10 protein-coding genes and 4 tRNA genes are annotated in these 12,347 nt (G+C 63.6%); all 14 read left to right on the top strand.

The genetic code is table 11. The features are described 5' to 3' along the window. Positions 1–143 precede the first annotated feature (143 nt). Positions 144–1,160 carry a cyanophycinase gene (locus tag ABE434_RS16905; protein ID WP_346479641.1) on the top strand — a complete coding sequence of 339 codons (1,017 nt, stop codon included), beginning with the start codon at positions 144–146 and terminating at the stop codon, positions 1,158–1,160. Between the two features lie 111 nt (positions 1,161–1,271). After that, positions 1,272–2,285, top strand: coding sequence for an isoaspartyl peptidase/L-asparaginase (locus ABE434_RS16910; protein ID WP_346479642.1), 1,014 nt, complete (start codon positions 1,272–1,274; stop codon positions 2,283–2,285). 138 nt (positions 2,286–2,423) lie between these two features. Beyond that, positions 2,424–2,509, top strand: a tRNA-Tyr gene (locus ABE434_RS16915). A gap of 28 nt (positions 2,510–2,537) precedes the next feature. After that, positions 2,538–2,611, top strand: a tRNA-Gly gene (locus tag ABE434_RS16920). 47 nt (positions 2,612–2,658) lie between these two features. Next, a tRNA-Thr gene (locus tag ABE434_RS16925) sits at positions 2,659–2,734 on the top strand. Between the two features lie 41 nt (positions 2,735–2,775). Then, positions 2,776–3,966: an elongation factor Tu gene (gene tuf / locus ABE434_RS16930; protein WP_176990870.1), complete on the top strand. Its 1,191-nt coding sequence runs from the start codon at positions 2,776–2,778 to the stop codon at positions 3,964–3,966. A 103-nt stretch (positions 3,967–4,069) separates the two neighbouring features. Continuing rightward, a tRNA-Trp gene (locus ABE434_RS16935) sits at positions 4,070–4,145 on the top strand. 44 nt (positions 4,146–4,189) lie between these two features. Continuing rightward, positions 4,190–4,597: a preprotein translocase subunit SecE gene (gene secE / locus ABE434_RS16940; protein ID WP_121044666.1), complete on the top strand. Its 408-nt coding sequence runs from the start codon at positions 4,190–4,192 to the stop codon at positions 4,595–4,597. A 10-nt stretch (positions 4,598–4,607) separates the two neighbouring features. After that, on the top strand, positions 4,608–5,168 hold the full coding sequence (gene nusG / locus ABE434_RS16945) for a transcription termination/antitermination protein NusG (protein WP_019186115.1): 561 nt from the start codon (positions 4,608–4,610) through the stop codon (positions 5,166–5,168). A 243-nt stretch (positions 5,169–5,411) separates the two neighbouring features. Beyond that, positions 5,412–5,840 carry a 50S ribosomal protein L11 gene (gene rplK, locus ABE434_RS16950; protein WP_019186116.1) on the top strand — a complete coding sequence of 143 codons (429 nt, stop codon included), beginning with the start codon at positions 5,412–5,414 and terminating at the stop codon, positions 5,838–5,840. Between the two features lie 4 nt (positions 5,841–5,844). Continuing rightward, on the top strand, positions 5,845–6,543 hold the full coding sequence (gene rplA / locus ABE434_RS16955) for a 50S ribosomal protein L1 (protein ID WP_121044663.1): 699 nt from the start codon (positions 5,845–5,847) through the stop codon (positions 6,541–6,543). 387 nt (positions 6,544–6,930) lie between these two features. Beyond that, a complete protein-coding gene (gene rplJ, locus ABE434_RS16960; RefSeq protein WP_123728446.1) occupies positions 6,931–7,464 on the top strand; it encodes a 50S ribosomal protein L10 in 534 nt (177 codons plus the stop codon). A 62-nt stretch (positions 7,465–7,526) separates the two neighbouring features. Then, on the top strand, positions 7,527–7,895 hold the full coding sequence (rplL, locus tag ABE434_RS16965; protein ID WP_019186119.1) for a 50S ribosomal protein L7/L12: 369 nt from the start codon (positions 7,527–7,529) through the stop codon (positions 7,893–7,895). A 296-nt stretch (positions 7,896–8,191) separates the two neighbouring features. Continuing rightward, entirely contained in the window at positions 8,192–12,346 is a 4,155-nt protein-coding gene (rpoB, locus tag ABE434_RS16970) for a DNA-directed RNA polymerase subunit beta (protein WP_346479643.1), read from the top strand. Position 12,347: the final 1 nt, after the last annotated feature.

A 12,347-nucleotide genomic window follows, 5' to 3' on the forward strand; every position in this document is an offset into this window, starting at 1 on the left:
GGCCTCGAGGGAGGCCTGTCCCCATTCACATTTCGCGAATGGACGGCGCGCATTTAACGCCTTTTTTACGGGGTTGACCACTGCCAATTTCTCTGGCAAAGAGTGAAAGCGCTTTCAGGCCCGTTTTGTTCAGGGAGGTCAACGTGCACAAGGGTTTCCGGCCGATCCATTCCCTCCTGTGGCTGTTGCTCGCCGCGCTCTCGCTCCCCCTCCACGCCCAGGATTCGCGCAGTCTGCAGGACCCGGGCTATCGCTATTACGAGGTGGGCGCCCTGGACGCCCCGCGCGCCACCCATACCGAGCCGGCGATGATGCTGATGGGCGGTGGCGAGTGGGTGCCGGCCGCGTTCCAGTGGTGGCTGGCGCGTGCCGGTCACGGCCGGGTGGTGATCCTGCGCGCCTCCGGCGCCGATGAGCTGCAGGACCGGCTCTACCGGGAGATCGGCGGGGCGGTCTCGGTACAGACCCTGGTGTTCAACAGCCGGCGCGCGGCCGACGACCCGGCGGTGCTGGGGGTGATCGCCGCTGCCGATGCGATCTTCATCGCCGGCGGCGACCAGTCGCGCTATATCCGATTCTGGAAGGGCACGCCGGTGAACGAGGCGCTCAATGCGCACGTCCGCGCCGGGCGGCCGATCGCCGGGACCAGTGCCGGGTTGGCCATCCTGGGGGGCTACAGCTACGGCGCCCTGGATGGCGGCAGCGTGACGTCCCGCCGCGCCCTGCGCGATCCGATGGGCCGGGCGGTGACGCTGGACAGCGATTTCCTGACCATGCCGTACCTGGCCAACGTGGTCACCGATACCCATTTCGGCAAGCGCGACCGGCTCGGCCGCCTGATCGTATTCGTGGCCCGTGCCGCCCAGCGCAGCGGGCAGCAGGACATGGTCGGCCTCGGCGTGGATGAAGACACCGCGCTGTGCGTGGAAGCCGACGGCACCGGGCAGGTGTTCAGCCGCGACGGCGGCTATGCGTGGCTGGTGACGCCGCAGCACACCGCCGATCGCCTGCGCGGCGGTAAACCGCTGGATTTTCTTGCCGTTCCGGTCACCGGGGTCGGCGAGGGCAGTCGCCTGCATATGGACGGCTTCCGGGTGGACGACGCGGCGTTCGAGATCACGGCAGACATCCGTGCGGGGCGCCTGCAGCTGCGCCGGTAGATCCACGCCATGCGTGGATGCTGTTGCGCGCGTTGTGACGTCACGGACACGCGCGTGGGTGGCCCGCCGCGCGTGCCATGATGACGCCTCGTCCCTTGAGAGTGCCTGCCCATGTCGCGTTCTGCTGTGGTGGTGTTGTCGCTGTGCCTGTCGCTCCCGCTGGCGGCCACCGCCGCCGAGCCGGTGCTGGTCATCCATGGCGGAGCGGGGGTGGAGCGCAAGGATCTCTCGCCCACCGAGGAAAAAGCCGCGCGCGCGGCCCTGCAGCAGGCGCTGTTGAAAGGGCATGCCGCACTGGCGGCGGGCAGGCCGGCGCTGGAAGCCGTTACCGCGGCGATCACCGTGCTCGAGGACGATCCCACCTTCAATGCCGGCAAAGGGGCGGTATTCACCCACGACGGTCGCAATGAACTGGATGCCTCGCTGATGGATGGCGCCACGCTCAAGGCCGGTGCGGTGGCCGGCGTGCAGCGCGTGCGCAATCCGATCCTGCTCGCCGAAGCGGTGATGCAGCATTCTCCGCACGTGATGATGGTCGGGCAGGGCGCCGAGGCGTTCGCCAGCAGCCAGGGCATCCCCCTGGTGGATCCGTCCTACTTCCGCACCGACAAGCGCTGGCAGCAGCTGCAGAAGGCGCTGAAAGAAGAGGCCGGTGGCCAGGCCCATGCGGATCTGGAAACGGCGCGCCATTTCGGCACGGTTGGCGCGGTCGCACTGGACAAGGACGGCAAGCTCGCCGCGGGCACCTCCACCGGCGGCATGACCAACAAGCGCTATGGGCGTGTCGGCGACTCACCGATCATCGGCGCCGGCACCTACGCCGATGCGGGGTGTGCGGTGTCCGGCACGGGCTGGGGCGAGTACTACATCCGCACCGCGGCCGCGCACGATATCTGCGCGCGCATGCAGTACCTCAAGCAGGGGCCGGTGGAAGCCGGGCGTGCGGTGATCAACGAGCGCATTCCCGCCCTTGGCGGCGATGGTGGCGCGATCGTACTGTCCGCCGATGGCCGCGCCGCGACGCCGTTCAACACCCAGGGCATGTATCGCGGCTGGATCGGTGCCGATGGCGTGCCGCATGTGGCCATCTTCGCCAGCGAAACCCTGGCCTTGCCGGGCCAATAGCCCGTCCCGGCAGGGCAATTCGAAATTCATGTGAAAAAATTCAAAAAGGTTGTTGACAGAACCCCCGTTTATCCCCAAAATTCACGGCTCTTCCACCCCACACCGAAAACGCTTCGGCGCCACGGGACAGGGTGGTAAGGAGGGATACCCAAGCGGCCAACGGGGGCAGACTGTAAATCTGCTGGCTTACGCCTTCGGTGGTTCGAATCCACCTCCCTCCACCAGTTTCATGTTGTGGCAAGAGCTTCCGATGCGGGAGTAGTTCAATGGTAGAACCTCAGCCTTCCAAGCTGATGGTGCGGGTTCGATCCCCGTCTCCCGCTCCATTGAATGAGTTTGAATATATTCAAATTCGTGCCATAATACAAAACTCGCTCACGTAGCTCAGTCGGTAGAGCACCTCCTTGGTAAGGAGGAGGTCGAAGGTTCGATTCCTTTCGTGAGCACCATCTAAGTGCCACCAATTCAGACGATTTCGAGATAAGCAGCCATGGCCAAGGGTAAGTTCGAGCGCACCAAGCCGCACGTCAATGTCGGCACCATCGGTCACGTTGACCACGGCAAGACCACGCTGACCGCCGCACTGACCAAGATCGGTGCCGAGCGCTTTGGCGGTGAGTTCAAGGACTACTCGTCGATCGACGCCGCGCCGGAAGAAAAGGCACGTGGCATCACGATCTCGACCGCACACGTCGAATACGAATCCACCGAACGTCATTACGCCCACGTCGATTGCCCGGGCCATGCTGACTACGTCAAGAACATGATCACCGGTGCTGCCCAGATGGACGGCGCGATCCTGGTCTGTTCGGCTGCTGACGGCCCGATGCCGCAGACCCGTGAGCACATCCTGCTCTCGCGTCAGGTCGGCGTGCCGTACATCGTCGTCTTCCTGAACAAGGCAGACATGGTCGATGACGCCGAGCTGCTGGAACTGGTCGAAATGGAAGTCCGCGAGCTGCTGAGCAAGTACGACTTCCCGGGCGACGACACCCCGATCATCTCGGGTTCGGCCCGCCTGGCGCTGGAAGGCGACCAGAGCGAGATCGGCGTGCCGTCCGTGATCAAGCTGGTCGAGGCTCTCGACAGCTGGATCCCGACCCCGGAACGCGACATCGACAAGCCGTTCCTGATGCCGGTGGAAGACGTGTTCTCGATCTCGGGCCGCGGCACCGTGGTGACCGGTCGTATCGAGCGCGGCGTGATCAAGGTCGGCGAAGAAATCGAAATCGTCGGTATCCGTCCGGTCCAGAAGACCACCGTCACCGGCGTGGAAATGTTCCGCAAGCTGCTCGACCAGGGTCAGGCAGGCGACAACGCCGGTCTGCTGCTGCGCGGCACCAAGCGTGACGACGTCGAGCGTGGCCAGGTCCTGGCCAAGCCGGGTTCGATCAAGCCGCACACCACCTTCGACGCCGAAGTGTACGTGCTGTCCAAGGACGAAGGCGGCCGTCACACCCCGTTCTTCAAGGGTTACCGTCCGCAGTTCTACTTCCGTACCACCGACATCACCGGCGCTTGCGAACTGCCGGAAGGTGTGGAAATGGTGATGCCGGGCGACAACGTGAAGATGGTTGTCACCCTGATCAACCCGGTCGCCATGGATGAAGGCCTGCGCTTCGCGATTCGCGAAGGCGGCCGTACCGTCGGCGCCGGCGTGGTCTCCAAGATCATCGCGTAATTTTTGCACTACCGGCGGTTGCTTAGCGCTGCCGGTCTCGCGAAAGGCGGGCCGGGAACCTCGGTCCGCCTTCGCCGTCTAAGGGAAGGCAAGTTTTTTCAGTACGCCAGTAGCTCAATTGGCAGAGCAGCGGTCTCCAAAACCGCAGGTTGGGGGTTCGAGTCCCTCCTGGCGTGCCACTTCTCCCTTCCAGCGGCTATGCCGCCACAGTAGCCAGAGCCGGATGAACAGCAAGATCGAGCATTCCAAAGACAACGCCTCCACGGGGGGTGACATCGTCAAGTACGCCGTCGCAGCGATCCTGGTGCTGGCGGGTCTTTTTGCTTGGTATTGGTTCGGTGCTCCTGAGCATGCCTCCCAGAGTGCGTGGGCCGGTCCGCTTCGCGGTCTGGCCGTTGTCGTTGGCCTGGTGGCCGGCCTCGGCGTGTTCCTGCTGACCGGCAAGGGTCGCGACACGCGGGAATTCCTTTCCGAATCGCGTTTCGAACTGCGCAAGGTGGTCTGGCCGACGCGCCAGGAAGCCATTCGCATGACCTGGGTGGTGATCGTTGTCGTGATCATCCTCAGCCTGCTGCTGGGCGGATTTGACTTCGTGATTCAGAAATTGACCCAGTGGTTCCTGGGTCGATAAGGAGAAACCAGTGAAGCGTTGGTACGTCGTTCACGCCTATTCGGGCTTCGAAAAGTCGGTTGCGCAGGCTCTGCGCGATCGCATCGTGCGTGACGAGATGCAGGAGCGCTTCGGTGACGTCCTGGTCCCGACCGAGGAAGTGGTTGAGATGCGCGCCGGCCAGAAGCGCCGTTCCGAGCGCAAGTTCTTCCCGGGTTACGTGCTGGTCCAGATCGAGACCCACGAAGAAAACGGGATCCCGCGCATCGACAACGAAAGCTGGCACCTGGTCAAGGACACCTCCAAGGTGATGGGCTTCATCGGCGGCACCGCCGATCGTCCGCTGCCGATCCGTGATGAAGAGGCTGCCGCCATTCTGGACCGCGTTCAGGAAGGTGTGGAAAAGCCCCGTCCGAAGGTGCTGTTCGAGCCGGGCCAGATGGTCCGCGTCACCGAAGGTCCGTTCAACGACTTCAACGGCGTGGTCGAGGAAGTCAACTACGAGAAGAGCCGTCTGCGCGTCTCGGTGCTGATCTTCGGTCGTGCCACCCCGGTGGAGCTCGAGTTCGGCCAGGTCGAAAAGGCCGTCTGAGCCTGAGGCAGCAGGGTTCCGGGCGGCCGCCCGGAACCTGAACAGCCTGCGCCCGCCAGCCTTGAGGCAAGGGCGGAAAAAACCTGATATAGTGCGCGGCTTCCTGCCAGGAAGCTGGCAAAAAGCAAGGGCCGCCGCGAGGTGGCCTTCTGCGTGAATTCAAAACGCGATGCCGGGACGCGTGATTCCCGGTCCGATGGGGAGCCTGTTGTCGTAAGGCGCTAGCACCCGGAGAGCATACTCATGGCAAAGAAAGTTGTCGGTTATATCAAGCTGCAGGTGAAGGCCGGTCAGGCCAACCCCTCGCCGCCGGTCGGTCCTGCGCTGGGTCAGCGTGGCCTGAACATCATGGAATTCTGCAAGGCCTTCAATGCCGCCACGCAGAAGCTGGAGCCGGGTCTGCCGGTGCCGGTCATCATCACGGCCTACTCGGACCGTACCTTCACCTTCATCACCAAGAGCACCCCGGCCGCCGTGCTGCTCAAGAAGGCTGCAGGCATCTCGTCGGGCTCCAAGCGCCCGAACACCGAGAAGGTGGGCAAGGTGACCCGCAAGCAGCTCGAAGAGATCGCCAAGACCAAGGAAGCAGACCTGACGGCTGCCGATCTGGATGCCGCGGTGCGCACCATCGCCGGTTCTGCCCGTTCCATGGGCCTCGTGGTAGAGGGTTAAGAAGATGGCACAGACCAAGCGTGAGAAGGCCATCAAGGCCGCCGTCGTCCCGGGCAAGGCATATGCCTTCGAGGACGCCATCAAGATCCTGAAGACCGCTACCAAGGCCAAGTTCGTCGAGTCCTTCGACGTCGCTGTGCGCCTGGGCGTGGACGCCAAGAAGTCCGACCAGCAGGTGCGCGGTTCCACCGTGCTGCCGTCCGGTACCGGCAAGAGCGTGCGCGTTGCCGTCTTCGCACCGGCCGGTGCCAAGGCTGACGAAGCCCTGGCCGCTGGCGCCGAAGCCGTGGGCATGGACGACCTGGCCGAGAAGATGCAGGCCGGCGATCTGAACTACGACGTCGTCATCGCGACCCCGGACGCCATGCGCGTCGTGGGCAAGCTGGGCACCGTGCTCGGCCCGCGCGGCCTGATGCCGAACCCGAAGGTCGGCACCGTGTCGGCCAACCCGGGCGAAGCCGTCAAGAATGCCAAGTCGGGTCAGGTGCGTTACCGCACTGACAAGGCCGGCATCATCCATTGCACCATCGGCAAGGCCGACTTCGCCGAAGACGCGCTGAAGTTGAACCTGCAGGCGCTGCTGATGGATCTGGTCAAGGCCAAGCCGGCCACCTCGAAGGGCACCTACCTGCAGAAGGTTTCGGTCAGCTCGACGATGGGCCCGGGCGTGACCATCGACCAGTCCTCGCTGTCGCTGAAGTAATCGTTTCAAGCGGGTACCGGGCCCCGGTCCGGTACCCGCGATATTTGAAGGCAATCCGAGTGGGGCTCGCCCTGCGGAGATAGCCGTCAAAGACCGCAGGCGCGGTCAGTACATACCGGCGACGGGCAGGGATGCTCGCATTGGCAGGGAGTCGCCGCCGGCGCAGTACCGAACGCTTAATCGATTCCTTCGGGAATCACCCTGCGTAGATGGTGCCCTTCTGGAGTTTTTCTGGTTTACGCACGTCTGGGTTCTCCCAGGTTGGCCATCCAGGTCTAGAACGGCCCACCCTTGGAACATCACCTGATGTTCCCGGCGTCCAGGACGGATGCCGCCCAGGACCGCACACGGCAGGAGCCGTAAGCGGAGTTCAATTGGAGGAGTGCAATGGCTCTCAATCTGTCCCAGAAGCAAGAAGTAGTCGCCGAGCTGGCAGACGTCGCCGCCAAGGCCCACTCCTTGATCGCAGCCGAATACGCTGGCACCACGGTCTCCCAGATGACCGCGATGCGCAAGCAGGCACGCGAAACCGGCGTTTTCTTGAAAGTTGTCAAGAACACGCTGGCGGCACGTGCAGTGGAAGGTACCGAATACGAATGCGCCAAAGACGCACTCGTCGGTCCGCTGCTGTACGCGTTCTCGCTCGAGGAGCCCGGCGCAGCCGGTCGCCTGATCAAGGATTTTGCCAAGACCAACGACAAGCTGCAGGCAAAGGTCGTGGCCATCGGCGGGGAACTGTTCCCGGCTGGCCATGTCGACGTGCTGGCCTCGCTGCCGACCCGTGATCAGGCCCTGGCCATGCTGGCCCGCGTCCTGGCCGAGCCGGTCACGATGTTCGCCCGTGCCGTCAAGGCCGTGGCCGACAAGCAGGGTGGCGGTGAAACCGCTGACGCTGCCGAGCCGGTCGCCGAAACCGCCTGAGTCGACGTTTCCGTGGTTCCGAACGGAACCTCAACCCAGAAAATTATCCAAAGGTAATCAAAATGTCCCTTACCAACGAACAGATCGTCGACGCCATCGCCGAGAAGTCCCTGATGGAAGTGATGGAGCTGGTCAAGGCCATCGAAGAGAAGTTCGGCGTCTCCGCCGCTGCTCCGGTCGCCGCAGCTGCTGCTGCTGGCCCGGCTGCCGCTGTTGAAGAGCAGACCGAATTCGACGTCATCCTGAAGTCGGCCGGCGACAAGAAGGTCGAAGTCATCAAGGCTGTCCGCGCCATCACCGGCCTGGGCCTGAAGGAAGCGAAGGATCTGGCTGAAGCCGGCGGCATGATCAAGGAAGCCGCTTCGAAGGACGACGCTGCCAAGTTCAAGAAGGACCTGGAAGCTGCTGGCGCGACTGTCGAAGTCAAGTAAGCAGTTCCTTGCCTCGCCATCGAATCACGGCGATGCAGCCAAGGCTGGGGGCGTAAGCCCCCGGCCTTTGGTCGTTTCACGCAACACCCGAAATACGAGCCCAACACGGGCTGCGGTCATCCCCGGTCACAGCGGCGCCCAGGCGCGCGGGCAGGGGAGTGGATGCAGACGAGTTGGCAGTTGGAAGTAGCGGGAGAAGGCGTGCTGGTGCCGGCAATACCAGCGACTTCCAACTGACAATTTCAGTTTCCCCTCGGGTCGTGGACGCACGATCCGCACAGCCAAGGTGATACCTCATGACGTCTTATTCGTTCACCGAAAAGAAGCGTATCCGCAAGGATTTCGGCAAGCAGCGCTCGATCCTCGAAGTGCCGTTCCTGCTTGCCATCCAGGTCGATTCCTACCGTGAATTCCTGCAGGAAAACGTCGATCCGGCCAAGCGCACGGACCACGGCCTGCACGCGGCCCTGAAGTCGGTGTTCCCGATTTCCAGCTACAGCGGCAACGCTGCCCTGGAATACGTCGGCTACAAGCTCGGCGACCCGGTGTTCGACGAGCGCGAATGCCGCCAGCGCGGCATGAGCTACGGCGCGCCGCTGCGCGTGACCGTGCGCCTGGTGATCTACGACCGTGAGTCGTCGACCAAGGCCATCAAGTACGTGAAGGAGCAGGAGGTCTACCTCGGCGAAATCCCGCTGATGACCGACAACGGCACCTTCATCGTGAACGGTACCGAGCGCGTGATCGTCTCGCAGCTGCACCGTTCGCCGGGTGTGTTCTTCGACCACGACCGTGGCAAGACCCACAGCTCGGGCAAGCTGCTGTACAGCGCCCGCATCATCCCGTACCGCGGCTCCTGGCTGGACTTCGAGTTCGACCCGAAGGACGCCCTGTTCACCCGTATCGATCGTCGCCGCAAGCTGCCGGTCTCGATCCTGCTGCGTGCGCTGGGTTACAGCAACGAAGAGATGCTGGCCGAGTTCTTCGAGATCAACACCTTCCACATCAACCCCGATGAAGGTGTGCAGCTCGAACTGGTGGCCGAGCGTCTGCGCGGCGAAACCCTGAACTTCGACCTGGCCGATGGCGACAAGGTCATCGTCGAAGCCGGCAAGCGCATCACCGCGCGCCACGTCAAACAGCTGGAAGCCTCGGGCATTGCCGCCCTGGCCGTGCCGGACGATTACATCGTCGGCCGCATCCTGTCGCACGACGTGGTCGATGCCAACACCGGTGAACTGCTGGCCCAGGCCAACGACGAAATCACCGACGAGCAGCTGCAGGCCTTCCGCAAGGCCGGTGTGGATGCCGTGGGCACCCTGTGGGTGAACGATCTGGATCGTGGCCCGTACCTGTCCAACACCCTGCGCATCGATCCGACCAAGACCCAGCTGGAAGCGCTGGTCGAGATCTACCGCATGATGCGTCCGGGCGAGCCGCCGACCAAGGATGCCGCGCAGAACCTGTTCCACAACCTGTTCTTCACCTTCGAGCGCTACGACCTGTCCACGGTCGGCCGCATGAAGTTCAACCGCCGTGTCGGCCGCAAGGCTGTCACCGGCGAAGCCGTGCTGTACGACCGCAAGTACTTCGGCGAGCGCAACGACGAAGAGTCCAAGCGCCTGGTCGCCGAGCATGCCGACAGCTCCGACATCCTGGAAGTGATCAAGGTCCTGACCGAGATCCGCAACGGTCGTGGCGTGGTCGATGACATCGATCACCTGGGCAACCGTCGCGTGCGTTCGGTCGGTGAAATGGCCGAGAACGTGTTCCGCGTGGGCCTGGTCCGCGTCGAGCGCGCGGTCAAGGAGCGCCTGTCGATGGCCGAATCCGAAGGCCTGACCCCGCAGGAGCTGATCAACGCCAAGCCGGTCGCCGCGGCCATCAAGGAGTTCTTCGGCTCCTCGCAGCTGTCGCAGTTCATGGATCAGAACAACCCGCTGTCGGAAGTGACGCACAAGCGTCGCGTCTCGGCCCTGGGCCCGGGCGGTCTGACCCGCGAACGCGCCGGCTTCGAAGTGCGCGACGTGCATCCGACCCATTACGGCCGCGTCTGCACCATCGAAACGCCGGAAGGCCCGAACATCGGCCTGATCAACTCGCTGGCCGTGTACGCCCGCACCAACCAGTACGGTTTCCTCGAGACCCCGTACCGCAAGGTCGCTGACGGCAAGGTGTCCGACGAGATCGAATTCCTGTCGGCCATCGAAGAAAACGAGTACGTCATCGCCCAGGCCAACGCCCTGACCGATGCCAAGAGCATGCTCACCGAGCAGTTCGTACCGTGCCGCTTCCAGGGTGAGTCGCTGCTCAAGCCGCCGGCAGAAGTCCACTTCATGGACGTCTCGCCGATGCAGACCGTGTCGATCGCTGCCGCGCTCGTCCCGTTCCTGGAGCACGATGACGCCAACCGCGCACTGATGGGCGCCAACATGCAGCGTCAGGCCGTGCCGACCCTGCGTGCCCAGAAGCCGCTGGTGGGTACCGGTATCGAGCGCGCCGTGGCCCGTGACTCGGGTGTGACCGTGAACGCCCGTCGTGGCGGCGAGATCGTGCAGATCGACGCCGGCCGCATCGTGGTCAAGGTCAACGAAGTGGAGATCACCGACGCGACCGATGCCGGCGTGGATATCTACAACCTGATCAAGTACACCCGTTCCAACCAGAACACCTGCATCAACCAGCGTCCGCTGGTGGAAGTGGGCAACGTGGTGGCGCGTGGCGACGTGCTGGCCGATGGTCCGTCCACCGACATCGGTGAACTGGCCCTGGGCCAGAACATGCTGATCGCCTTCATGCCGTGGAACGGCTACAACTTCGAAGACTCCATCCTGCTTTCCGAGCGCGTGGTGGAAGAGGATCGTTACACCACGATCCACATCGAAGAGCTGACCTGCGTCGCGCGTGACACCAAGCTGGGGCCGGAGGAAATCTCCGCCGACATCCCGAACGTCTCCGAGCAGGCGCTGAACCGCCTGGACGAGAGCGGCGTGGTGTACATCGGTGCGGAAGTCCGCGCCGGCGACATCATGGTCGGCAAGGTCACCCCGAAGGGCGAAAGCCAGCTGACCCCGGAAGAGAAGCTGCTGCGTGCGATCTTCGGCGAGAAGGCCTCGGACGTGAAGGACAGCTCGCTGCGCGTGCCCCCGGGCATGGACGGCACCGTCATCGACGTGCAGGTCTTCACCCGCGACGGCATCGAGAAGGACAAGCGCGCCCGTCAGATCGAAGAGTCTGAAATCAAGCGCGTCAAGAAGGACTTCGACGACCAGTTCCGCATCCTGGAAGGCGCCATCTACGCCCGTCTGCGCTCGCAGATCGTGGGCAAGGTGGTCAACGGCGGTGCCAACCTGAAGAAGGGCGACACCGTTACCGACGCCTACCTGGATGGCCTGAAGAAGGCGGACTGGTTCGTGCTGCGCATGAAGGACGAGGACGCTTCGGAAGCCATCGAACGCGCCCAGAAGCAGATCCAGGCGCACGAGAAGGAATTCGAGCGTCGCTTCGCCGACAAGCGCGGCAAGATCACCGCGGGCGACGACCTGGCGCCGGGCGTGCTGAAGATGGTCAAGGTGTTCCTGGCCGTGAAGCGTCGCATCCAGCCGGGTGACAAGATGGCAGGCCGCCACGGCAACAAGGGTGTGGTCTCCAACGTGGTGCCGGTCGAAGACATGCCGTACATGGCCTCGGGCGAGACCGTGGACATCGTGCTGAACCCGCTGGGCGTGCCGTCGCGTATGAACATCGGCCAGATTCTGGAAGTGCATCTGGGCTGGGCCGCCAAGGGCCTGGGTCGCAAGATCCAGGGCATGCTGGAAGCCCAGGCCGCGATCAGCGACCTGCGCAAGTTCCTGGACGATGTCTACAACCACGACAAGACCCAGCACGCCAACCACGTCGACCTGACCCAGTTCAGCGACGAGGAGCTGCTGCGCCTGGCCGACAACCTGACCGACGGCGTGCCGATGGCAACGCCGGTGTTCGACGGTGCGACCGAAGCCGAGATCAAGCACATGCTTGCCCTGGCCGACCTGCCGCTGAGCGGCCAGACCCAGCTGTATGACGGCCGCACCGGTGAGGCATTCGATCGCCACACCACCGTGGGCTACATGCACTACCTGAAGCTGAACCACCTGGTCGACGACAAGATGCACGCCCGTTCGACCGGCCCGTACTCGCTCGTTACCCAGCAGCCGCTGGGCGGCAAGGCGCAGTTCGGTGGCCAGCGCTTCGGTGAAATGGAAGTCTGGGCGCTGGAAGCCTACGGCGCGGCCTACACCCTGCAGGAAATGCTGACGGTGAAGTCCGATGACGTGCAGGGCCGCAACCAGATGTACAAGAACATCGTCGACGGTGAGCACGAGATGGTCGCGGGCATGCCGGAATCCTTCAACGTGCTCGTGAAGGAAATCCGCTCGCTGGCCATCAACATGGAACTGGACGGCAACTGAT

Source organism: Stenotrophomonas sp. TWI1183 (genome assembly GCF_039673115.1).
Lineage (GTDB): Bacteria > Pseudomonadota > Gammaproteobacteria > Xanthomonadales > Xanthomonadaceae > Stenotrophomonas > Stenotrophomonas maltophilia_AA.

Coding starts and splice junctions, on each gene's coding strand:
- ABE434_RS16910 (WP_346479642.1), top strand. CDS start 1,272: ATGTCGCGTTCTGCTGTGGTGGTGTTGTCGCTGTGCCTGTCGCTCCCG.
- tuf (WP_176990870.1), top strand. CDS start 2,776: ATGGCCAAGGGTAAGTTCGAGCGCACCAAGCCGCACGTCAATGTCGGC.
- secE (WP_121044666.1), top strand. CDS start 4,190: ATGAACAGCAAGATCGAGCATTCCAAAGACAACGCCTCCACGGGGGGT.
- rplK (WP_019186116.1), top strand. CDS start 5,412: ATGGCAAAGAAAGTTGTCGGTTATATCAAGCTGCAGGTGAAGGCCGGT.
- rplA (WP_121044663.1), top strand. CDS start 5,845: ATGGCACAGACCAAGCGTGAGAAGGCCATCAAGGCCGCCGTCGTCCCG.
- rplJ (WP_123728446.1), top strand. CDS start 6,931: ATGGCTCTCAATCTGTCCCAGAAGCAAGAAGTAGTCGCCGAGCTGGCA.
- rplL (WP_019186119.1), top strand. CDS start 7,527: ATGTCCCTTACCAACGAACAGATCGTCGACGCCATCGCCGAGAAGTCC.
- rpoB (WP_346479643.1), top strand. CDS start 8,192: ATGACGTCTTATTCGTTCACCGAAAAGAAGCGTATCCGCAAGGATTTC.